Below are 22134 nucleotides of genomic sequence, written 5' to 3' on the forward strand. Positions count from 1 at the left end.
TTACTATCTTATTTTATCAACCAATTTCATTACAAACTCTGCTGATCGGTTTGCTGCCATTTTTGCAAACTCATCAAAATTATCAGGAGCATCGCCATCAGCCGTATCTGATATACTTCTTAATATAAGACTAGGAACATTCATCTCATTACAAATAAGGTTAACACTAGCTCCTTCCATCTCTATAGCTTTCGCATCAAACTCTTTTACTACAAACACTTTTCTTTCAGCTGAATGAACAAACTGATCCCCAGTAGCAATCACACCTGTATGTAGATTCAGATCAAGCTCTTTTGCAGTAATTTTAGCTTGCTCTAATAGTTCTACTGATGTTTCAATCTCAACTTCAGAAATAGGAATCTTGCCATAAGGGTAACCAAAAGCTGTAATATCAACATCATGTTGAACTGTAGCAGTTGCAGCAATCATATCACCCACTTGTAAATCTTGAAGCCCTCCAGCGACACCTGTGAATAAAACTGCTTCAGCGCCAAAATGTTCTATCATTATTGTTGCAGTTAAACTAGAGAAAACTTTACCAATCTTGCTATAAGCTACAACAAGCTCTATACCATTATGGTTAGCAACATAATATTTATTATTTGCATATTCTACAGTTTCGTATTTTTCTAACTTTTGTAATATCGGCTGGATTTCTATCTCCATAGCCCCTAATATTGCTATTTTTTTCATTCTACACTCTCTATATCTATTTTTGTTATCTTTCTAAATCCTTGAGGTAATAATACACCTCCACCTGATGGCTTATCTGTATAGTATGTTTCAAAGTTTTTATTATCAATACGAATAAACCTCTTACCCGCACTAAGAGTAAGCTCTTGCCCCGGTTTGAATAATTCTATAAATTTAAGTTTATCTTTTTTATCTAGTTTAATTATAGCTTTACCTTTACCTTTTTTAAGCACTGCAAAACTTTCAAAATCACGAATAATAGTTCTGCCTTGTGAGCTAACTGCAAGCATTTTCAAACCTTTATCATACGGTATAAACTTAAAGACATCATCAGCATCAAATATATTCTTACCTGTAATTTTATTTGCTATCAGATCTTCAGCTGGTATCACGAAGCCTTTTCCGCTAGTACTAACAATTAAGAAATGCGTAGAAGCATTAACAAACTCCATACTGATAATTTCATCTTCTCTATCTAAAGGAATATATGTGGTTATATGCTCACCATACCCTCTAGCTGATGGAAATTTATCAACATACATCGAATATGCTTTGCCAAGTTTAGTAAAGAAAATTAGCCTAATATTACTGTTACCTGAAGTAGATAGGTATGGCTTATCTTCAGGCTTATAGCTTAGACCTTTAGGATCAACATTATCACCTTTAGCACATCTTACCCAGCCAGCTTTTGATAAGATAACCGTTACTCTCTCACTAGGCATAAGATCTTTCTCTTCTAGAGCTTGTGCTTTATCAGCTTGAACTATTTTAGAGCGTCTACTATCACCAAAGTCAGCAAGAATTTGTTTTAGTTCTTTTTTCATTAGGTTTCTAAACTTAACTTCACTGTTTAGATACCCTTCAAGTAACTCTTTCTCTTTTTGTAACTCTTTTTGCTCTTTTTTAATTTCAATTTCTTCAATTTTCGCTAATTTACGTAGTCTAATATTCAAAATTGCTTCAGCCTGAATTTCAGAAAGTGCAAATCTACTCTGGAGTTCTAAACTTGGATCATCATAATTTCTGATAATATCAATAACTTCATCAATATTTAAAAAAGCTATTAACAAACTTTCTAAGATATGTAGCCTATCTAAAACCTTATCCAAACTAGTTTGTAATCTTCTGCGTAATGTACGCTTACGATATTCTAACCATTCATTAAGTATATCTAAGAGATTTTTAACCTGAGGTCTATTATCCGTGCCAATCATATTCATATTTACACGGAAACTTTTTTCAAGATCAGTAGTCGCTAATAGATGCCCCATTATTTTTTGGATATTCTTCTTTGTCGACGCTGAATATAGAACTATTTTGACAGGCTCTTTATCATCTGATTCATCTTGGATATTTTTAATCCATGTGATCTTTTGTTGCTTAAGCTGATTAGCAATTTGCTCCATTACCGAAGCACTTGAAACTTGATGAGGTAATCGAGTAATTATCACATTACCATGATTATCATACTCATATACAGCTTGCTGACGTATAGAGCCATTACCAGACTTGTATACTTCAGCGATCTCTTCTTTACTACTGATTATATTAGCTCCACCTGGATAATCAGGAGCCTCAATTATTTCTAATACTTCTTCAATACTAGCTTTAGGATTAGACAATAAATGTAAGCAAGCATTAATCACTTCTGTAATATTATGAGGAGGTATATATGTTGACATCCCCACCGCAATTCCCATTGCTCCATTTAGGAGGATATTTGGTACTTGTGCTGGTAAAAGTTTTGGTTCATCCATTGTACCATCAAAGTTTTTGACCCAATCAACAGTACCTTTTTTCAACTCATCTAACAATAATACTGCATACTTAGATAAACGCGACTCAGTATACCTCATTGCAGCAAATGATTTTGGATCATCAATTGAGCCCCAGTTACCTTGCCCATCAATAAATGGATAGCGATATGAGAAATTCTGCGCCATCAACACCATTGCTTCATAACAAGCACTATCTCCATGTGGATGATACTTACCTAGTACATCACCAACAGTACGAGCAGATTTCTTATATTTAGATAAATGACTTAGTCCAATTTCACTCATCGCGTAAATAATACGTCTTTGTACAGGCTTAAGCCCATCAGAAATATGTGGTAGTGCTCGATCTAATATTACATACATCGAATAATTTAAATATGCTTGTTCAGAAAACTCTCCTACAGACTGAGTACTTTCTAAGCTTGAGAATAAATCCATTTTTTATAGAAAAATATAAATATTTATCGATAAATTATATATCAACCAAATTAGCGATGCTAGCGTGATAACAAATAGAATTAGTATCAAATCCTAAAGAATAAAACAATTTACATTAAATAGAAAAGTATTACTTACTCTATTTTCAAGCTTTCTGGCCATATAATATAATCTCCATATCGCCCTTTCTTAGCCTCACCACCAACTAAAGTACCCTTTTCAGTAAGTTGGTATTCGTTATTCTTATCTTTTATTAAAAATTCAAGAAGGACTAATTTTTCCATTAAGTCTGATGTTTTGATTTTATATTTACTAGCAAGCTTTGATGAGGTAAGTTTAACAATGTCACTTTCAATTTGATTAGTATCTTTATCGAGTACACTATCATGCTTTGATTTATCTATTTTTTGTAAAGATATTCTAACTTCTTCGCTGATTCTAATTATCCTTTGAGCTTCGTCATAAGTTTCTCGGTACATTTCTGAATCATCATCACGAGAAATATATACACCCATTTCATTATTATTAACCTGACTAAATTCATATAAATTCAAACTTGTTATAATACATGATGTTTCATTCATATAGCATTTAGCATGTAAATTTTTACAGAAGCTCGTTCTAACAAAAGTAAGCTCATTCAACCAACTTATTTCTGCTGGCTGCAACTCACTTTTGCCATAAACAATTCGCACATCTATTTTTAATCTATTTTTATCCTCTAATAACTCTTTGATACGATCATTTAATTTTAGATACGGGCTAATTAATATAAGACGATCGGATGCGCTTTTTATTAGCTCTTCTAAGTAATAATTCGTAGCACTAGTGTTCAAGAACTTAGCCATAAATTTAACTCCTTGTAGTAAATGCAAGATTCTAATTAACTCTTCTGTCTTCTCAGATAAGCTATTGTTTCTAGCTCTTTTGAGAACACGAACTTATTTCTTTGTAAAAAATCCAATGTTTTAAGTATATCTTTAAATCCAGAAAGAACCCAAGCCTGAATACTATAGTCAAAGACAGTTTTTGCTTTTAAATATCTACTAACACCAGCTCGACACTCTTGCGTAAGAAAATCTGTAGCGGGGAATTTAATGACAACGACACCCCGCTTATCATATACAGCTACTTTTGCATATCCACCAAGACTTGATAGCTGCTCCTTAACTCCTTTAAAGTCTTCCCAAGCCAGCATCATCTTCTCACTAGCTTCTTTCTCCATATATTTTATAGACTTAGAGTTATAACTCTGTTTCAAACTATATGACTCTTCTTTTAATTCATTGTATTTCTCTAGTAACTCTTTATAGCGCCTATCTAAAGTAAGATTTGCTATTTCTAAGCTATCGTTTTTATTTGAGATCTCGACTTGTTTTTGCTTTATTTTATTTATGCTTTTAGATATTTCTTTATCAATATACTGCTTTATATTGCTACGCAAAGCATAAGCGAGCTTATCTTCTTTAATATCTGACTCTTTGAGTGTGGATTTAATAGCTTCTAGTAACTCATCTTTAGCAACTGTATTTATTGTTAGTTCCTGCTCACAATCTCCAGTTGCAATAGCTTGTTTTCTATTGTCTTTGTATAAAGTAACCTTCTCAACTAAATCAATAATAGAAACACCCTCTCCAATAAGTTTTCTAACTTTATTGACTGTGATTTCTTCATTCTGCGAACGTAAAAGTTCACATTTCTGATTTACGAGCTTTTGAGTTACTTGTTTTGTCATTTTAGCTTCTTTCTTCTTCTCTTAATGTTAAGACCTCACAACCGTCTTTCGTAACTAAGATTGTATGCTCCCACTGAGCTGAAAGAGATCTATCTTTTGTTACAGCTGTCCAACCATCTTTTAAAACAGATACAGCTCTTTTACCAACATTTATCATCGGTTCAATTGTGAAAATCATACCCTCTTCAAACTTAGCACCTGTTCCAGCTTTACCATGATGCATAACATGTGGTGGCTCATGAAAGTTTGCGCCTATTCCATGACCGCAAAAAGCATCAACTATAGAGTATCCAAATTTCTTAGCATGTTTTTCTATTACTGCACCTATATCACCAAAATGATTACCCGGTTTTACTACTTCTATACCTTTCCAAAGACATTCATGAGTAACCTCAACTAATTTTTTAGCCATAACTGATGGTTCACCAATCATGAACATTTTACTAGTATCACCATGATAGCCACCCTTTTTTACAGTAACATCTATATTTAAGATATCGCCTTTCTTAAGTTTTTTATCAGCAGGTATTCCATGACAAACTACGTGATTTATAGATGTACAAATAGATTTTGGAAAACCATGATAATTCAATGGTGCTGGATAAGCATCTTGCTCCGTAACTATATAATCATGACACCTTTGATCTAGCTCTGCTGTTGTCACACCTTCTTTTACATAAGGAGTTATCATTTCTAAAACTTCTGCTGCTAATTTACCAGCTACTTTCATTTTCTCTATTTCTTCTGGAGTTTTTATTATTATTTCACTCATGTAATACAACTACTTTTATCAAAAAATTTAGATATACATTATAAACTATCAACAAGTGAATATATAGATACAGCAAAAGGATGTTAAAAAATTGTTTAACGCATAAGAAATTTAAATTTCAATGACACCCAAACTTTCAACAAGCTCCCAAAACATCTTCTTAACAGGCGAAGATAAAGCTTCTTTTCTCATTACCACTCCAACAGATATACTTGGTAAACCTTGAGTTTTTATTATATTTACAGATTTAGATAGATGACTGTGTCTTAATATCAACTCTGGCACAATAGAAGTTCCAATACCTGATGATACCAGTGACAAGATAGCCTCATTACCATCCACATCACCATATATTTCAGGTTTTAAATTTTGCTTTTTAAACCACTCATCTAAATTACTACCACCAATATAGTGGGCTGGCTTTATAAAAGGTATATTTTCAATTGCTTGCTTTAAATTATTAACTTTCTTTACAGCAGGAGCGATCATTACCATTTTTGTAGTCAACACTTCTTTAACACAAAGATTACTAGGAATATCTTTTGACAAAATAGCTATAATTACATCTGTTGCATCCTCTTCAAGCTGGCTAGTACAATTTTTTATTGAACCTGTAGTTAGCTGTATTTTTATGCCTGGATAATTGATATGTAACTTTTTAATGATATTTGGTAAAACCACATATGATGCCGTTACGGTACAAGATAGCCTAATATCGCCTACTACTTGGCCTTTTTTAGGGTGTAATATACAGTTTAGATCTTCATATTTTTGTAGCATATCTTTAGCAAATTGATAATAAATCTTACCAGCATCTGTTAGTCTGATATTTCTATTATCTCTCTCAAAAAGTACCACTTCCATTTCTTGTTCAATACGTTGGATAAGGCGGGTTAATGCTGACGGTGTTAAGAAACACTTATCACTTGCCTTACCAAAATGTAGAGTTTCAGCCAAAATTTTAAAGGCTTTTAATTCTTTTTTGTCAATCATATTTGTATTTTATTGCACTATCTGCAATAAATAGTTGCAAATTTTTCACTTTATTTCAAGCAAGTCTTTGTATAACTTTATAGTTAGACTAATAATAAAAAAGCTTAATACTGGAGAATAAAATGAAGATTCAAAGCAATATTTTTGAAGTTAAAGAATATAACTTAGGTGGACAAAATGAGACTATCGTTGCTGGTGGTCGTCACCTATTTGAAAAACTTCCTCAAGCATTTGAGGGAATTAAGCAGATTGGTGTAATCGGTTGGGGATCTCAAGGTCCAGCTCAAGCTCAGAATTTACGTGATTCTTTAGAGGGAACAGACATCAAGGTTAAGATTGGCTTACGTGCTGGTTCAAGCTCAGAAAAACAAGCTGAAGCTGTAGGTTTCACTAAAGGAAATGGTACTTTAGGTGAAATGTTTGATGTTATTAAAGAGTCAGATATGGCTATTATCCTAATCTCTGATGCCGCTCAAGCTAAACTTTACGATAAGATTTTTGCAGCTGTTAAACCCGGAGCAACTCTAGGTTTCTCTCATGGTTTCTTAATTGGCTTTATTGAGAGCATTAACTACAAGGTTAGAGATGATATAAATATCGTTGCAATGTGTCCAAAGGGTATGGGGCCTTCCGTTCGCCGCCTATACGAGCAAGGTAAGACAGTAAATGGTGCCGGTATCAATAGCAGTATTGGTGTATATCAAGATGTTAACGGTAGAGCAACTGAACAGGCTCTAGCTTGGGCTATAGCTTGTGGTGCACCATTTGTATTCCCAACAACTATGGAAATGGAATATCGTTCTGATATCTTTGGTGAAAGAGGTGTTTTACTTGGTGGTGTACATGGCATCATCGAAGTGCTTTATCGCTACTTCACTGATAATGGTATGGACAAAGAAGAAGCTTTCAGACGTACTGCTGAAGCAATCACTGGACCTATTTCTAAGATTATCTCTACGCAAGGAATGAAAAAAGTGTACGAAAGCTTAGAATCTGTCGAAGACAAGCAAAAGTTTGAAAATGCTTACAATGCTGCTTACACTCCTCTATTTGATATCTTAATTGAATGTTATGAAGATGTTGAAAGCGGTAATGAAATTCGCTCAGTTGTAATGGCTGGTGCTCGTCATGATCGTCTACCAATGGGCAAAATTGACAAAACTGAACTATGGAAAGTTGGTGAAAAGGTAAGAGCTGAACGTGACCAGCACACAACTCCTATTGATCCAATTACAGCAGGGGTATATATAGCTTGTATAATGGCTCAATCTGATGTTTTAGCTCAAAAAGGTCATGCATACTCTGAGATTGTCAATGAGTCTATCATTGAAGCTGTAGATTCACTAAATCCATATATGCACTTCAAAGGTGTTGCTCATATGGTTGATAACTGTTCAACTACAGCTAGACTTGGATCTCGTAAATGGGCGCCTAGATTTGACTACAACTTGATGCAACAGACTATCCCATGCATCAACACTAAGGCAGGCGCAAATGCTCCTTTTGAAAAGTTCGCTGATCATCCAGTACACGAAGCTTTAGCTGTTTGCTCAACTTTACGTCCTTCTGTAGATATAAGTGTTGTAGAATAAATAACAACAGAAATTAATTCTTAAAAAATCTCATGCAAATCAAAGAAGCTCAACAAATTATAGATAGGCTTTTTAAAGATATTTCTCACCCAAGATTAGCTAGTTTTATTGCTCTTACAGAAGAAGTTGGAGAACTAGCTAATGAAATAATGCAGAAAGAAATCTATGAAGAAACTTTAGATAATGAAAAAATCAAATCAGAATTAACTGATGTTTTGGTATGTGTTCTTGAAATTGCTAATCTATACGATATAAATCTTGAGGCAGAATTTGATAAAAAAATCAAAAATCTAGAACCTCGAGTACAGCAATGGTCAAGTGCAAAAGATCTTCTGCAAGCTAAAAGGTCTAAGCTAGACTAAATACTACTTCAGATATACTTAGTGAGTTTTAAATATTTTATTCTAAATTGTATCTTTTGGCACTATTTTATAATACAATCTATACAGTAAGGAACCAGGGAATCTTTATGAGTAAGTTTCTCTGAGTATTTAATTTCAGTTTTTGCTTAATCTCTTAAATTGTCATTTCATAAATCCATACAATAATTAGCAGTAATGTGCTAGAACTAACTAAACAAATAACTAAAGAGAATAAAAATGGATAATAAATCACAAGGTACAGTAAAGTTTTTCAACGATCAAAAAGGATTTGGCTTCATCACTCCTGAGAATGGTGGTAAAGATGTATTTGTACATATTTCAAAACTTAATGGTGAAACACTTGCTGAAGGTCAACAAGTTACTTTTGAAACTCAAGAAGGTAGAAAAGGTCCTGAAGCTATAAATATTGAGGTACTATAATGCCAAGTATTAGAGTAGACGAGCGCAAACCATTTGACATAAGCCTAAGAAACTTCAAACGTGCTTGCGAAAAAGCTGGTATCAAGCAAGAGCTTAGAGATAGACAGCACTACGTAAAGCCAACTGAAAAAAGAAAGATAGCAAAACGTCAAGCTATCAAAAGAGCTAGAATAGCTCAAAGAAGAGCTTACATCTAATTACTTCTTAAATTTTCCCAATCTTTTTTATTTAATATAAAAACTAGTCTTTCACGAGAAGTATCATTCTCACAAAGTTTAGCTCCTAATTTGGACACAGCTTTTTGCGAACGAATGTTTTTATACCAAACATCAAAAAGTACATTTTCGACTGATTCAAAGGCATAATCTAGCATTAGTTTTTTAACCTTTTTATTAAGCTCTGTACCCCAATATTCTTTAGCATAGAATGTATAACCTATTTTTATTGATTTTTTAATACAGTCATACTCATAGTATCTAGTAGAACCAACAAGTTCTTTATTATGAAAAATCAGATAACAATTTTGAGGATTTTTTAAACCATCATCAAAATACTTTTTAAACCCATCTACTTGACTACGTGATTTATCATTATGCTGAGCCCATATTTCAGGATCTTTAGCTATATTGTATAACCTATCAAAATCTCCTCTAGTCATTATTTCAAGTCTAATATTTTCAGATGACAAAGATTTATTAAAATCCATAATGAATACCTTTTATATAAAATAATTTAGGGAATGCTATCAGAATTTACAGCATCACTATTCTACAGTAACAGACTTAGCTAGGTTTCGAGGTTGATCGACATCTGTCCCTTTGATAATAGCTACATGATACGATAAAAGCTGGAGTGGTATTGTAAATACTATTGGCGCACTAAAATCATGTCCACCATCTAATTCCAAGACAATACTATTATCAAAGCTAACTTTATCTTTTATTGCCTTATCTACAAAAAGAATTAGCTTTCCTCCTCTAGCGTGAACTTCTTGAAGATTAGAAAGAGTTTTGTCCAATAAATCATCATTAGCTACCATAGCAACTATTGGCATGTGTTTATCTACTAATGCTAGTGGTCCATGTTTTAACTCACCTGAAGGATAAGCTTCAGCATGAATATAAGATATTTCTTTGAGTTTTAAAGCGCCCTCTACTGCTATTGGGTAATACAATCCTCTTCCTAAAAATATTGTATGCTCTTTATCAGAGAAGTATTCACTTATCTCGTCTATTTCAGGGTCTAATTTCAATGCACCCATAACTAATGCGCGGATATTATTAAGTTCTTTAGTATATTTTACAATCTCACCATTTGATAAACTTTCCTTCAATCTAGACATTACAAGTGTAAATATTGCTAATGCTACTAACTGTGTTGTAAACGCCTTTGTTGATGCAACACCAATCTCAACACCTGCTTTTGTCATAAAAGCAATATCAGACTCTCGTACTAAAGAGCTATTTGGTACATTACAAATACACATACTACCAATATAGTTCTGCTTTTTACTTTTTCTTAGAGATTCTAAAGTATCCGCAGTTTCTCCAGATTGTGAGATACTAACAAATAATGAACCATCGACGACAATATTATCTCTGTATCTAATCTCACTAGCTATCTCAACACTACATGGAATTTTTGCATACTTTTCTATCCAGTATTTAGCAGTCATACCAGCATTATAACTAGTACCACATGCAACTATACTTATATGTTTAGTTTTCTCAAATAGCTCTTGAGCTTTTCTATCAAAATTATCTAAACTAATTTCACCATCATTTAATGATGCCATAATAGTATTTGATATAGCTTCTGGTTGCTCATATATCTCTTTAAGCATATAGTGCTTATAACCATCTTTAGTAGCACTTGAAGATGAGTAGTTATATTCTTCAACTTCTAAATTTTTAGGTATTCCTTTACTATCAAAGACTTCAACATCCTGTTGAGATATAATAGCTATATCGCCCTCATCAAGATAAGAGAATCTATTAGTAACTGGCAATAACGATAATGTATCAGATGAAATAAAATTCTCATCAATACCCACTCCTATAACTAGAGGAGAGCCTGAGCGAACGGCAACGATCTTATCAGAAAACTTCTGTGAAATTATTGCTAGGGCATATGCTCCTTTTAAAAGCTTGGTTATAATCTTGATATTCTCAATAATAGATTTAGAATCATCCCATTCTCTATCTAATAGATGAGCCACAACTTCAGTATCAGTATCTGATTTAAAATGATAGCCCTCTTTAATTAATGATCTTTTTAATTCAGCAAAATTCTCAATTACACCATTATGTACTATGCAAAATTTCTCCGAAGCATGCGGATGAGAATTTTCTTTTGAAGGTTTACCATGAGTTGCCCACCTAGTATGGGCAATACCTATATTACCTTTGAAATCTGATAAGTCATTAACAGCATTTTCTAACTCAACAACCTTACCCACTTCTTTACACATATCTATTTGATTATAATCATTAACTACTGCTAAACCAGCAGAATCATAACCACGATATTCAAGTTTTTTCAGCCCCTCAATCAAAATATTTGTAACATTTCTTGTAGAATTGGCACCTACTATCCCACACATAACATTATATACCTTAGTTTTTACTTATCGTCTTTTTTGACAGGTCTCTGCCAAGTATCAATATGACGCTGTCTTGCTCTTGAGATAGCAAGATTATCAGCTGGAACATCTTTTGCAATAGTTGATCCAGCACCAATAGTTGCACCAGGACCAATATTAACTGGAGCAATTAACTGTGAATCAGATCCGATAAACGCATAATCTCCTACTGTTGTTTTATGCTTATTAACTCCATCATAATTACAAGTTATTACACCTGCTCCAATATTACAATTAGCTCCGATTTCACTATCACCTAAATATGTCAAATGTGATGCTTTTGATCCCTTTCCTAAAATAGTTTTTTTTGTTTCAACAAAGTTTCCAATAACAGCACCTTCCTTGACATCACATTCCGGTCTAACTCTAGCGAAAGGTCCAACAATAGCTCCATCACGAATAATGGATCCATCAACCATACTATTAGCCTTTATTTTGACATTATTCTCTATAGTACAGTTTTTTAGAATACAGTTCGCTCCAACTACTACATTATTGCCAAGCTTCACTTGCCCTTTAATGATTACATTAACATCTAACCAACAATCTTTGCCAACCTCAAGTTTACCGCGCACATCTATTCTATTAGGATCCGCAACACTAACACCTTTTGACATAATTACTTCAGCAATATGCTTCTGCCACTGTCTTTCAAGTTGCGCGAGTTGAACTCTATCATTAACACCTTGTATTTCAAATTCTTCAACAGGGTGAGTTACCGTTATAGAGATGTTATCCTCTCTTGCCATTGCTACTATATCTGTAAGATAATACTCACCTTGTGCATTAGTATTACCTAGATTAGGCAGCCATTTTTCCAAGTGATCTCTAGATACACAATATATACCTGTATTTATCTCTTTGATCTGGCGCTGTCCATCTGTAGCATCCTTCTCTTCGACTATATGGCTTACTGCACCAAACTTGTCTCTTACAATACGTCCAAGACCTGTTGGATTGTTTACAACAGCGGTAAGAACAGCTAGATCATTACTTGCTGATTTAATCAAATTAGCCAAGACTTCTGTAGATATTAAAGGCACATCACCATATAGAATTAAGACTTTATCCTCTTTGATCTGAGGTAAGGCCTGTAGTACTGCATGCCCTGTCCCTAACTGTTCTTTTTGCTCTACAAAGGTAACACCTTTATCTGTAAGTTCTTCTTCAACCATCTCTTTTAGATGACCTGTAACAACAATTATATTATTGGGTTTTAAAGGTTCAACTCTATTTATCACATGCCTAATTAAGGTTTCTCCTGCTAAGGTTTGTAAAACTTTTGGCTTATTAGAGTTCATTCTTGAACCCTTTCCTGCGGCTAAAATAACAACTGATAAACTCATAACAAAAAACTCCTTATATCCCTATACACCACACTCTTCTAGCAGAACTGTGATAATTTGATAATGATCTTCTAGCATTCTATCATACATACTATTTATAATTGAATCTATAGAAACCCACTGAACTTTATTAGCATCGTCTGCGGCATTTATTATTGGTAAACTCGGCCATTCTTCCAATATAAAAACACCAACATGACTAATAGTTCGACCTCTAACAGAACGATCAGGATAGTCAAAAACTTTTTCAAATCTTTTTGCTAAAGATAATTGCTCAATACTTAAATCTATATTTGTTTCTTCAAACAACTCTCTTACTATCGCTTGAGATATAGTCTCTTCACACTCCAAGAATCCACCTGGTAACGCCCACAACCCCTTACCAGGAAAACCTTTCCTTTGGACTAGAAGAATATGATTATTTACTATAACTAGAGCATCTACAGTAACTAGATTTGGTTTATAAGGCGCATTTCTCCATGAATACTTATAGTCGACAACATAATTATTTTCAGCAACCAGATCTTGATATGTTACGCTTTGCATAAAAGCATTTAATAGCTTAAATGTTCCCTGATTTAGTGTTCGACTACACATATACTCATCAAGGATTTCGCCTTTATAAAAATATTTTCTAAACTCTGTGGCATTATAATTTTTATAATTATCTACTGGTATATATCCCCACTCTGGAAAACTCTTAATATAATAGCTAGAGTCATCCTTAATATGTCCAACAATAGCTATAGTTTCACCTAGCCTAGCGTACTTATAGACATTTTGACGTAAAGACTCTTCCCATTTTTGCTCTTGATAGAAATAATCTGCTAGTGGCTCAATTTCAACTAAACTTAAATCAACGCCCGCTACCTTTAAGTCCTCAATAATCATCTGCCTTCTAAATTCAAATGAAAATGGATTTTTTATATTTGGAGCATTAAATGAACTTCCTACGTTTATAATAATTTTCTTACTATTTTCCAAAGCTACTAATATGTTATGCAGATGCCCCCTATGAAAAGGCTGAAATCTTCCGATAAAAACTGAAATATCATACATATTCTATCACCTATGTATTTAACTCTTGTGCTTGTGCTTGACTATCGTAGACACTATTGTCGGATGGCGCAGTAATTTTAGTATAATCTTTCATCTGATTTTGAATCTGGTCTGTCTCATCTTGCTGTATAGATTTATCAATAGTTCTATCATATGAACCAAAACCGAACTTGCTCTTCTTAGCAGAACCTAACAATCCTCCTAAACTTGACTGCCCTTTACTCGCATTAGCTTCAGAAGCCGCCATATCCAACTCCGCTTTTTTAGCAATTTCTAGATTATTATCGCTTTTTAATTCGGTATTATTTAATTCTTTACGAATATCACTTAGTAATCTAACACCTTCTGAAATATGATCAGGTGCTTGAGACTGACCATCTCCAGTAAAGACAGCATTTATCTTAACCAAACTAGAGAGCTCATCAATTTTACGTGCCTTAATAACAAATATTCTATCTTTTTGAGCATCTTTAACTGTAATCAAATGTCCCGATAACACCTCATCTTTCTCAGATGTTACGGTATAACTACTAGGATGATCTTTGAAATAGTCATCTAGTAAATTTATGGTTATAGATAACGGCTCTCTAAATACAAGTTTCAAAGATCCAGAATCATCATAAACAACACTTATGGAAACTTTTGATATTTGATCACTTATTATTTTAGCCATATCGAACTTGACTGTATAATTTGGAGGTAACATCTGCTGATATGCTTTAGGAACTTGTGACCTAGCGTACTTATCATCACCATCAGGAAGCTTTAAAGCTGGTTTGATTTTTTCACCATTTAAACCTGTAGGAATTATCAAAGAAGGCTCTTCTTTAACCTGAACTTTAGCATACTCATACTTCCTATTTCTAAATATATCCCAGCTAAAGCTCTCATTAGAAAGACTTTCAGCAGTGAAATCATTATCTACATCATTAGTTGCACAGTTTTGTAACAACAAACCAAGACTCACTAAAATGAAAATTTGGAAACTTTTTTTCATCTACAAATATATAGTAACTAGCTAATTAAATTAACTAAACATTATAACACAGTGCTATACTAATAATAATAAAAGCTTCAAGAGTAAAAGATCAATGAAAGATAAACTTTTTATATTTCTACAATATATAATCCCTCATTCTTTAACATCGAGACTAGTTAGTAAACTAGCAGAATCAAAAAATAGACATCTAAAAAATTATCTAATAAATTTAGCCATAAAAAAATTTAAAATCAATATAGATGAGGCTAAAGAAATTGATATAAACAAATATTCTTCTTTTAACAACTTCTTCATAAGAGAATTAAAAGATGGATTAAGACCTATATCTTCAGATAAAAAAGTTATCTCCTCTCCTGCAGATGGCGTTCTAAGTGAGTTTGGAAATATTACTAATGGCAGTTTAATTCAAGCTAAGGGAAAAACTTTTACACTAAAGGCACTAATAGCTGATAGTTCAACAACCAATTTCACAAAATTTGCAACTATATACCTATCTCCCAAAGATTATCATAGAGTCCATATGCCTATCGATGGCAAGCTCACAAAAATGGTTTATATACCTGGTAAGCTTTTTTCTGTAAACCAAACCACTGCAAAAAATGTTGATAATTTATTTGCAAAAAATGAGAGATTAGTTTGTTACTTCAATACAGAAATTGGTGAAGTTGCAGTGATTTTTGTAGGTGCTTTACTTGTTGCCGGTATCGAAACAGTTTGGCACGGCAAAGTAGCCCCAAGCTACTATAGAGATGTACAAACTTGGGATTACAACAGTGACAACTTTAATATAGAATTCAAAAAAGGAGATACACTTGGCTGGTTTAACTTTGGCTCAACAGTTATCATCTTAACTCCTAATGACAATATAACATTTTGCCAAAGCGAAAATAATACAGAAATTTCAGTTAATCAGGATTTAGCTTTGATTGCCGAATAGAGATTCATATTTATCCAACAACGACTAAAGATATTAGCCTTATTAATGTTATTTGACTTACACTCATTCACATAAGCAATCTCTTTGCTTTGACCAAAACGATCTTCATCAAATCTAAACCTAGCTGGCAACTTAATATCAAATCTCTTCGCCCACTTTCTAATAGTTACGTGCTTAAATCCCAGAACCTTTTCAGCTTCCTGATAACTTAAACCTTCTCTTTGACATTTTAACAAAACTTCTTTTGCTGAACAGTTGAATCTATTTTTTACAATTTGTTCAAAATTTCCCGAATATTGATTTGCCATATAACGAGTCTCCTATAAATAAAATGAAACACAAATCGACCCCCACAGATAGGATATTACCTACTTTATTATCTGCAACAAGCCTTTTATACAGCAAATTTAGAAGTTTAATTTTATTGATAAAATCTTATAATTTATAGGACACACCTTTTTAAAGAAATCTTAAGAAAATACTGCCAAAAAATATTTAAGTATTAGCATTTTATGCCACCAAGAATCTAACCTAACGGAATAAATCCTAGTAAATATGTATTTTGTGCACAGGCATTTCTGTCCATATACTTATTGCCATTTGCATCTAATTTAGTTGGACACTCATGCTTGACAACACAAGACATCAAAATCATTGAAAGTATTGTCATAACTGTTACTCTAAGAATATTTTTTCTCATAATAGTCTCCTCATTTTATTGTTGAGATTGTTTATCTGCTGGTACAGGCTCATATGTAGAGACACATGAAGCTAGTACACAAGATACCAAAATTACAGTTATTATTTTTTTCATAGAAACACTCCTTACAAATTTAATAAAATCTAATTAAACTCAATATTAATTAGGCTACACTTAAATTTATACCACACTAAATATTAAATATTAAGTATTTATATGCACCATTCTAGATTTTTTTATTAATTTAATTATTTAGCTTTATATTTATACGTCTAGTAACTATAATTGCAAAATTAAAATTTCTAAAACATGTCGTATGGATCTTAACCATATTTTAATAACATCTCTAATGGCTATAATCCCATTAGTATTTGCAATAACAATACATGAAGCTGCGCATGGTTATATTGCAAAATATAGAGGTGATAATACTGCATATAAATTGGGAAGAGTTAGTTTAAACCCAGTCTCTCATATAGATTTAATTGGAACTATCATAGTACCGGGGTTAATGCTGATAGGATCTTTAGCTTCCGGATTTCCTTTTATTTTTGGGTGGGCTAAACCAGTCCCAATAAATTATAGCAACTTAAAAAATCCTAGACTTGATATTGCTCTTGTAGCCATTGCTGGCCCTCTAGCGAATTTTTTAATGGCAATAATATGGGCAATAATAGCAAAATATATAACTTCATATCCCTATATACAAGGAATGGCTTTTTACGGCGTAATGATTAATATTGTGCTTATGATCCTAAATCTTCTACCAATCCCTCCTCTTGATGGTAGTAAAATAGTAGCTTCTTTTTTACCTAAAGCCATAGCATATAAGTATAGTGATTTACAAAAATATGGCTTTTATATTTTATTTGCTTTAGTTTTAATCCCATTTAACGGATCTAATTTATTGTTTATTATCATGAAACCTTTTATCAATATAATAATCAACATTATTCAATTAATCATATTCTAATTAAATACAAAAATATATTTAGTAATTAATATTGATCAAAATTTGGTTTAAATATACTAGTTTAGTAAAATATCTATCTATAAAGAATAAAAACTAGTTAGTAATCATGCTTAACAATAATCTTTTAAATTTATTTTTTTTACTACTTATATCTTTAGCTTATTATAAAAATATGTTCGGATATGGCAGTATTCCTCCACAAGAACCAACAATTGTAAAGACTTCTGCATTCATTACTGATATACAAAGCTTAGATGAAGTTAATGAGCAATTACAAATTGATGTTATTTTCAAATTCAGATGGAATGATCCAAGATTAAAGTTTAATGCAAATGAAGAAAAAACTCCTTACATTTTATATCAAGGAGACTTTCAATATGATGAAATTTTTGAAGGGTGGAAACCTCAAATATCGATAATAAATGAAGTTGGATCTCCTCAAATAAAAGCAAGACAAATAAAAATTTATCCTGATGGAAATGTTGTATATACAGAACAACGAACACTACATCTTGAAACACCTATGCAACTTGAGAAATTCCCATTTGATAAGCAGACCTTAAAAGCATACATAATTCCATTTGGATACGACTCCAACGAAGTAAAATTAGTAGTAGAACCAAATCATAGAATTACTGTTAAAGATTACGTTAAAGATCACCCAAATGTAAATATAGCAGAATGGCACCTTACTAACTTTAATTTAGTAAATACAAATCCTACAAAATACTATTATGGAAAATCAGAGAAAGTATCAATGCTAGAGTTTAGTATTTCATTGGAAAGAAAGCCTACTAACATTCTCTTAAAAGTATTAATCCCATTGACACTATTAGTATTAGCAATGTGGGCAGTATTCTGGATGGACACTAAAGCATTATCAGACAGGTTAAATATAGCGTTTATAGGGATTTTATCCGTTATCGCATACCAGTTTTTGATTGAGGGGGAAATGCCAGATATTGACTATCTAACCTTCACAGACGGCTTCTTATTACTATCCTTTACTATTCTATTTTCAACAGTCCTAGAGAGTCTAATTGTATACTGGCTGATAAAACTAGATAAACAAAGCTTTGCTAAGAGGCTAGATATATTCTCCAGATTTGCATTTCCAATTACTTACATTCTATTTATATTTTCATTATACTTAATATATCTTCACTAATACTAACTTTTTTGGCAAGCAAAGAATAAAATCACACGTAGCCGAAGCTATTAATGTACATATTATTGATATCATATTCTGCCTACCTATGTGCATCTCCTACTATTATTAATAAAGAAACATCCAACAACCAGATACTACAATCAATATCTAAAGAATTAACTAATGCTGAAATAGAAACACAATCTTTAATCAATAAACAACAACAAACTAAGGCTGATGATGATTCTTTTGAAATGTATAGTAATAAGGTAGTTAATCATAATTATTAGTTAATATCATTTTGTATATAAACTAATTGATAAGGATAATTTAAATTTAGTAAGTATAAAAACACAAAGCCCCATATTTCTATGAGGCTTTTTGTATTGCTTATCACGATAAGTCTTTGATATTTGAATAAGATGGCGATTACCTACTTTCACCTGGCCGGAGCCAAACTATCATCGGCGTTTTGTAGTTTCACTTCTGAGTTCGGAATGGGATCAGGTGGTTCCTACAAGCTATTATCGCCAAAACTGTGTTTTGGATAATATATCTTATAAAGATATTTAACAATTCAGCATAGAAATAGACTTAAGTCTCTCGGATCATTAGTACTGGTAAGCTTCATACATTGCTGTACTTCCACACCCAGCCTATCAACGTCGTAGTCTCCAACGTTCCTTACTGATTTACATCAGAGAGATCTAATCTTGAAGGAGGCTTCCCGCTTAGATGCTTTCAGCGGTTATCCCTTCCGAACGTAGCTACCCGGCAATGCTTCTGGCGAAACAACCGGAACACCAGTGGTTCGTTCACTCCGGTCCTCTCGTACTAGGAGCAACTCTTCTCAAATCTCTAACGCCCACGGCAGATAGGGACCGAACTGTCTCACGACGTTCTGAACCCAGCTCGCGTACCACTTTAAATGGCGAACAGCCATACCCTTGGGACCTGCTTCAGCCCCAGGATGTGATGAGCCGACATCGAGGTGCCAAACTCCTCCGTCGATATGAACTCTTGGGAGGAATCAGCCTGTTATCCCCGGAGTACCTTTTATCCGTTGAGCGATGGCCTTTCCATACAGGACCACCGGATCACTAAGACCTACTTTCGTACCTGCTCGAGCCGTCACTCTCGCAGTCAAGCGCACTTTTGCCTTTATACTCTTGGCACGATTTCCGACCGTACCGAGTGCACCTTCGTACTCCTCCGTTACTCTTTAGGAGGAGACCGCCCCAGTCAAACTACCCACCATACACTGTCCTCGAATTTCTCCTGAGTTAGAACTTCAAATATTCAAGGGTGGTATTTCAAGGACGACTCCACAATCACTAGCGTGACTGCTTCAAAGTCTCCCACCTATCCTACACATAAATATTCAAAGTCCAGTGCAAAGCTGTAGTAAAGGTTCACGGGGTCTTTCCGTCTAACCGCGGGTACACTGCATCTTCACAGCGATTTCAATTTCACTGAGTCTCTGGTGGAGACAGTGTGGCCGTCGTTACGCCATTCGTGCAGGTCGGAACTTACCCGACAAGGAATTTCGCTACCTTAGGACCGTTATAGTTACGGCCGCCGTTTACTGGGGCTTCGATCCAGAGCTTCGCTTGCGCTAACCCCTTCAATTAACCTTCCAGCACCGGGCAGGCGTCACACCCTATACTTCATCTTACGATTTAGCAGAGTGCTGTGTTTTTGATAAACAGTCGCAGCCACCTGGTATCTGCAACCCCCAACAGCTCAGAGAGCAAGTCTCATCACCATCAAGGGCACACCTTCTTCCAAAGTTACGGTGTCATTTTGCCTAGTTCCTTCACCAGAGTTATCTCATAGCCTTAGTATTCTCTACCTACCCACCAGTGTCGGTTTACAGTACGGTCACTTATACAATATACTTAGAAGCTTTTCCTGGAAGCATGGTATCAATAGCTTTGTCAAACAAGTTTGACTTCGTCTCGTATCTCAGATCAACAAGATGCCGGATTTGCCTAGCACCTCTACCTACATACTTTCACCTGGACAACCATCCGCCAGGCCTACCTAACCTTCTCCGTCCCTCCTTCGTTTATATAAGCGGCACAGGAATATTAACCTGTTTCCCATCGACTTCACTCTTCAGCTACGCCTTAGGGGCCGGCTTACCCTACGTTGATTAACATTGCGTAGGAAACCTTGGGTTTTCGGCCAATAAGAATCTCACTTATTTTACGTTACTCATGTCAGCATTCGCACTTCTGATACCTCCAGCAAACTTCTCAATTCACCTTCATCGGCTTACAGAACGCTCCCCTACCAATATACTAAATATATTCCGCAACTTCGGTGCATAGCTTAGCCCCGTTAAATCTTACGTGCAGGCCGACTCGACCAGTGAGCTATTACGCTTTCTTTAAAGGGTGGCTGCTTCTAAGCCAACCTCCTGGCTGTCTGGGCCTTCCCACTTCGTTTCCCACTTAGCTATGACTTGGGGACCTTAGTTGGCGGTCTGGGCTGTTTCCCTTTCCACTACGGACCTTAGCACCCGCAGTGTGTCTCCCGTGATTGAACTTCATCGTATTCTGAGTTTGCATCGAGTCAGTAAGGTCGTAAAACCCCCATCGTCGAAACAGTGCTTTACCCCAATGAGTTATACACGAGGCACTACCTAAATAGTTTTCGGGGAGAACCAGCTATCTCCGTGCTTGATTAGCCTTTCACTCCGATCCACAGCTCATCCCATACTTTTGCAACAGTATTGGGTTCGGTCCTCCAGTTGGTATTACCCAACCTTCAACCTGGCCATGGATAGATCGCGCCGGTTTCGGGTCTACTCCTAGCAACTATTCGCCCTATTAAGACTCGCTTTCGCTACGGATCCCTTATTCAGTTATCCTCGCTACTAAAAGTAACTCGCTGACCCATTATACAAAAGGTACGCAGTCACATGACTAAATCATGCTCCTACTGCTTGTATGCAAGCGGTTTCAGATTCTATTTCACTCCCTTTATAAGGGTTCTTTTCACCTTTCCCTCACGGTACTAGTTCACTATCGGTCATTCAGGAGTATTTAGCCTTGGAGGATGGTCCCCCCATATTCAGACAAGGTTCCACGTGCCCCGTCCTACTTGTTCATATGCTTAGTTCCACTGTGATTATTTCGTATACGGGACTATCACCCTCTATCGTCAAGCTTCCCAACTTGTTCTACTATAATTACAGCTAAATCATACCAGGCTCTTCCCACTTCGCTCGCCGCTACTATGGGAATCTCAATTGATTTCTTTTCCTAAGGGTACTTAGATGTTTCAGTTCCCCTCGTTCGCTCTACACTCTATGTCGAGTGAGTACCTAACTTGTGTTAGGTGGGTTCCCCCATTCGGAAATCTCCGGATCAAAGTTTATTTACCAACTAACCGAAGCTTATCGCAGATTATCACGTCCTTCATCGCCTCTGAATGCCAAGGCATCCACCGCTTGCACTTATTTTCTTAAGTCTATTTCTATACTAAATTGTTAAATATCTCTATCTTCATGTAAATAA

21 protein-coding genes and 2 rRNA genes are annotated in these 22134 nt (G+C 34.5%); 8 read left to right on the forward strand and 15 right to left on the reverse strand.

Annotated elements, in window-relative coordinates:
* Positions 1-3 precede the first annotated feature (3 nt).
* The 6 genes from F0R75_RS06385 to ilvY form a co-directional block, all read right to left on the reverse strand.
* Positions 4-693 carry a 5'-methylthioadenosine/adenosylhomocysteine nucleosidase gene (locus tag F0R75_RS06385; protein WP_149367919.1) on the reverse strand — a complete coding sequence of 230 codons (690 nt, stop codon included), beginning with the start codon at positions 691-693 and terminating at the stop codon, positions 4-6.
* Complete coding sequence (parC, locus tag F0R75_RS06390) at positions 690-2909, reverse strand: DNA topoisomerase IV subunit A (RefSeq protein ID WP_149367918.1); 2220 nt, start codon at positions 2907-2909, stop codon at positions 690-692. The genes F0R75_RS06385 and parC overlap by 4 nt, the downstream gene beginning before the upstream one ends.
* Before the next feature lie 134 nt (positions 2910-3043).
* Positions 3044-3757 carry a phospholipase D family protein gene (locus F0R75_RS06395; protein ID WP_149367917.1) on the reverse strand — a complete coding sequence of 238 codons (714 nt, stop codon included), beginning with the start codon at positions 3755-3757 and terminating at the stop codon, positions 3044-3046.
* Positions 3758-3792: 35 nt separating this feature from the next.
* Positions 3793-4644, reverse strand: coding sequence for a hypothetical protein (locus F0R75_RS06400; protein ID WP_149367916.1), 852 nt, complete (start codon positions 4642-4644; stop codon positions 3793-3795).
* 1 nt (position 4645) lies between these two features.
* On the reverse strand, positions 4646-5416 hold the full coding sequence (gene map, locus F0R75_RS06405; RefSeq protein WP_149367915.1) for a type I methionyl aminopeptidase: 771 nt from the start codon (positions 5414-5416) through the stop codon (positions 4646-4648).
* Between the two features lie 111 nt (positions 5417-5527).
* The gene (ilvY, locus tag F0R75_RS06410) at positions 5528-6409 is read right to left on the reverse strand and encodes an HTH-type transcriptional activator IlvY (RefSeq protein WP_149367914.1); all 882 of its coding nucleotides are present in this window, start codon (positions 6407-6409) and stop codon (positions 5528-5530) included.
* Positions 6410-6531: 122 nt separating this feature from the next.
* Here ilvY and F0R75_RS06415 point away from each other — a divergent pair, with 122 nt between their 5' ends.
* The 4 genes from F0R75_RS06415 (at position 6532) to rpsU (ending at position 9001) form a co-directional block, all read left to right on the forward strand.
* On the forward strand, positions 6532-8001 hold the full coding sequence (locus F0R75_RS06415; RefSeq protein WP_149367913.1) for a ketol-acid reductoisomerase: 1470 nt from the start codon (positions 6532-6534) through the stop codon (positions 7999-8001).
* Between the two features lie 32 nt (positions 8002-8033).
* Entirely contained in the window at positions 8034-8363 is a 330-nt protein-coding gene (locus F0R75_RS06420; RefSeq protein ID WP_149367912.1) for a MazG nucleotide pyrophosphohydrolase domain-containing protein, read from the forward strand.
* 237 nt (positions 8364-8600) lie between these two features.
* Complete coding sequence (locus tag F0R75_RS06425; RefSeq protein ID WP_004286368.1) at positions 8601-8804, forward strand: cold-shock protein; 204 nt, start codon at positions 8601-8603, stop codon at positions 8802-8804.
* Entirely contained in the window at positions 8804-9001 is a 198-nt protein-coding gene (rpsU, locus tag F0R75_RS06430; RefSeq protein ID WP_013923610.1) for a 30S ribosomal protein S21, read from the forward strand. Before F0R75_RS06425 ends, rpsU begins: the two co-directional genes overlap by 1 nt.
* Here rpsU and F0R75_RS06435 read toward each other — a convergent pair.
* Genes F0R75_RS06435 through F0R75_RS06455 form a run of 5 tightly spaced genes read right to left on the reverse strand, consistent with a single transcriptional unit; the run spans position 8998 to position 14847 of the window.
* Positions 8998-9510, reverse strand: coding sequence for a GNAT family N-acetyltransferase (locus F0R75_RS06435; protein ID WP_149367911.1), 513 nt, complete (start codon positions 9508-9510; stop codon positions 8998-9000). The genes rpsU and F0R75_RS06435 overlap by 4 nt on opposite strands.
* A gap of 57 nt (positions 9511-9567) precedes the next feature.
* Positions 9568-11406, reverse strand: coding sequence for a glutamine--fructose-6-phosphate transaminase (isomerizing) (gene glmS / locus F0R75_RS06440; RefSeq protein WP_149367910.1), 1839 nt, complete (start codon positions 11404-11406; stop codon positions 9568-9570).
* Between the two features lie 20 nt (positions 11407-11426).
* Positions 11427-12791 (reverse strand): bifunctional UDP-N-acetylglucosamine diphosphorylase/glucosamine-1-phosphate N-acetyltransferase GlmU, encoded by a 1365-nt coding sequence (glmU, locus tag F0R75_RS06445; RefSeq protein ID WP_149367909.1) that lies wholly within the window; start codon positions 12789-12791, stop codon positions 11427-11429.
* Between the two features lie 21 nt (positions 12792-12812).
* Positions 12813-13850, reverse strand: coding sequence for a bifunctional nicotinamide-nucleotide adenylyltransferase/Nudix hydroxylase (locus tag F0R75_RS06450; protein WP_149367908.1), 1038 nt, complete (start codon positions 13848-13850; stop codon positions 12813-12815).
* Between the two features lie 10 nt (positions 13851-13860).
* Positions 13861-14847 (reverse strand): hypothetical protein, encoded by a 987-nt coding sequence (locus tag F0R75_RS06455; RefSeq protein WP_149367907.1) that lies wholly within the window; start codon positions 14845-14847, stop codon positions 13861-13863.
* 94 nt (positions 14848-14941) lie between these two features.
* On the opposite strand from F0R75_RS06455, the gene asd reads away from it, so the two are divergent.
* On the forward strand, positions 14942-15787 hold the full coding sequence (gene asd / locus F0R75_RS06460) for an archaetidylserine decarboxylase (RefSeq protein WP_149367906.1): 846 nt from the start codon (positions 14942-14944) through the stop codon (positions 15785-15787).
* Here the strand turns inward: asd and fevR are convergent.
* Both fevR and F0R75_RS10155 read right to left on the reverse strand, forming a co-directional pair.
* A complete protein-coding gene (gene fevR, locus F0R75_RS06465) occupies positions 15760-16095 on the reverse strand; it encodes a transcriptional regulator FevR (protein ID WP_013923617.1) in 336 nt (111 codons plus the stop codon). The two genes, asd and fevR, sit on opposite strands and share 28 nt — an antisense overlap.
* Positions 16096-16313: 218 nt before the next feature.
* A complete protein-coding gene (locus tag F0R75_RS10155) occupies positions 16314-16487 on the reverse strand; it encodes a hypothetical protein (protein ID WP_187985995.1) in 174 nt (57 codons plus the stop codon).
* 316 nt (positions 16488-16803) lie between these two features.
* Between F0R75_RS10155 and F0R75_RS06475 the strand changes: the two genes are divergently transcribed.
* From F0R75_RS06475 to F0R75_RS06485, 3 genes are all read left to right on the forward strand, one after another.
* Entirely contained in the window at positions 16804-17460 is a 657-nt protein-coding gene (locus F0R75_RS06475) for a site-2 protease family protein (protein ID WP_149367905.1), read from the forward strand.
* A gap of 172 nt (positions 17461-17632) precedes the next feature.
* On the forward strand, positions 17633-18628 hold the full coding sequence (locus F0R75_RS06480) for a ligand-gated ion channel (RefSeq protein WP_394367474.1): 996 nt from the start codon (positions 17633-17635) through the stop codon (positions 18626-18628).
* A gap of 53 nt (positions 18629-18681) precedes the next feature.
* A complete protein-coding gene (locus F0R75_RS06485; protein ID WP_149367903.1) occupies positions 18682-18900 on the forward strand; it encodes a hypothetical protein in 219 nt (72 codons plus the stop codon).
* Positions 18901-19030: 130 nt separating this feature from the next.
* Here the strand turns inward: F0R75_RS06485 and rrf are convergent.
* Together rrf and F0R75_RS06495 are read right to left on the reverse strand one after the other, a co-directional pair.
* Positions 19031-19145: ribosomal RNA gene (rrf, locus tag F0R75_RS06490) — 5S ribosomal RNA — on the reverse strand.
* 55 nt (positions 19146-19200) lie between these two features.
* Positions 19201-22087: ribosomal RNA gene (locus F0R75_RS06495) — 23S ribosomal RNA — on the reverse strand.
* Between the last annotated feature and the right edge of the window lie 47 nt (positions 22088-22134).

The organism is Francisella marina (assembly GCF_008369785.1).
Taxonomy (GTDB): Bacteria; Pseudomonadota; Gammaproteobacteria; order Francisellales; family Francisellaceae; genus Francisella; species Francisella salimarina.

Bases quoted from the DNA above. Each gene is read 5' to 3' on its own strand.
- asd (WP_149367906.1), top strand. From the start codon at position 14,942: ATGAAAGATAAACTTTTTATATTTCTACAATATATAATCCCTCATTCT.
- F0R75_RS06400 (WP_149367916.1), bottom strand. From the start codon at position 4,644: ATGACAAAACAAGTAACTCAAAAGCTCGTAAATCAGAAATGTGAACTT.
- glmS (WP_149367910.1), bottom strand. From the start codon at position 11,406: ATGTGTGGGATAGTAGGTGCCAATTCTACAAGAAATGTTACAAATATT.
- F0R75_RS06420 (WP_149367912.1), top strand. From the start codon at position 8,034: ATGCAAATCAAAGAAGCTCAACAAATTATAGATAGGCTTTTTAAAGAT.
- F0R75_RS06415 (WP_149367913.1), top strand. From the start codon at position 6,532: ATGAAGATTCAAAGCAATATTTTTGAAGTTAAAGAATATAACTTAGGT.
- F0R75_RS06475 (WP_149367905.1), top strand. From the start codon at position 16,804: ATGGATCTTAACCATATTTTAATAACATCTCTAATGGCTATAATCCCA.
- rpsU (WP_013923610.1), top strand. From the start codon at position 8,804: ATGCCAAGTATTAGAGTAGACGAGCGCAAACCATTTGACATAAGCCTA.
- F0R75_RS06425 (WP_004286368.1), top strand. From the start codon at position 8,601: ATGGATAATAAATCACAAGGTACAGTAAAGTTTTTCAACGATCAAAAA.
- F0R75_RS06395 (WP_149367917.1), bottom strand. From the start codon at position 3,757: ATGGCTAAGTTCTTGAACACTAGTGCTACGAATTATTACTTAGAAGAG.
- glmU (WP_149367909.1), bottom strand. From the start codon at position 12,791: ATGAGTTTATCAGTTGTTATTTTAGCCGCAGGAAAGGGTTCAAGAATG.
- F0R75_RS06480 (WP_394367474.1), top strand. From the start codon at position 17,633: ATGTTCGGATATGGCAGTATTCCTCCACAAGAACCAACAATTGTAAAG.
- F0R75_RS06455 (WP_149367907.1), bottom strand. From the start codon at position 14,847: ATGAAAAAAAGTTTCCAAATTTTCATTTTAGTGAGTCTTGGTTTGTTG.
- parC (WP_149367918.1), bottom strand. From the start codon at position 2,909: ATGGATTTATTCTCAAGCTTAGAAAGTACTCAGTCTGTAGGAGAGTTT.
- F0R75_RS06385 (WP_149367919.1), bottom strand. From the start codon at position 693: ATGAAAAAAATAGCAATATTAGGGGCTATGGAGATAGAAATCCAGCCG.
- fevR (WP_013923617.1), bottom strand. From the start codon at position 16,095: ATGGCAAATCAATATTCGGGAAATTTTGAACAAATTGTAAAAAATAGA.
- F0R75_RS06450 (WP_149367908.1), bottom strand. From the start codon at position 13,850: ATGTATGATATTTCAGTTTTTATCGGAAGATTTCAGCCTTTTCATAGG.
- F0R75_RS06485 (WP_149367903.1), top strand. From the start codon at position 18,682: ATGTACATATTATTGATATCATATTCTGCCTACCTATGTGCATCTCCT.
- map (WP_149367915.1), bottom strand. From the start codon at position 5,416: ATGAGTGAAATAATAATAAAAACTCCAGAAGAAATAGAGAAAATGAAA.
- ilvY (WP_149367914.1), bottom strand. From the start codon at position 6,409: ATGATTGACAAAAAAGAATTAAAAGCCTTTAAAATTTTGGCTGAAACT.
- F0R75_RS10155 (WP_187985995.1), bottom strand. From the start codon at position 16,487: ATGAGAAAAAATATTCTTAGAGTAACAGTTATGACAATACTTTCAATG.
- F0R75_RS06435 (WP_149367911.1), bottom strand. From the start codon at position 9,510: ATGGATTTTAATAAATCTTTGTCATCTGAAAATATTAGACTTGAAATA.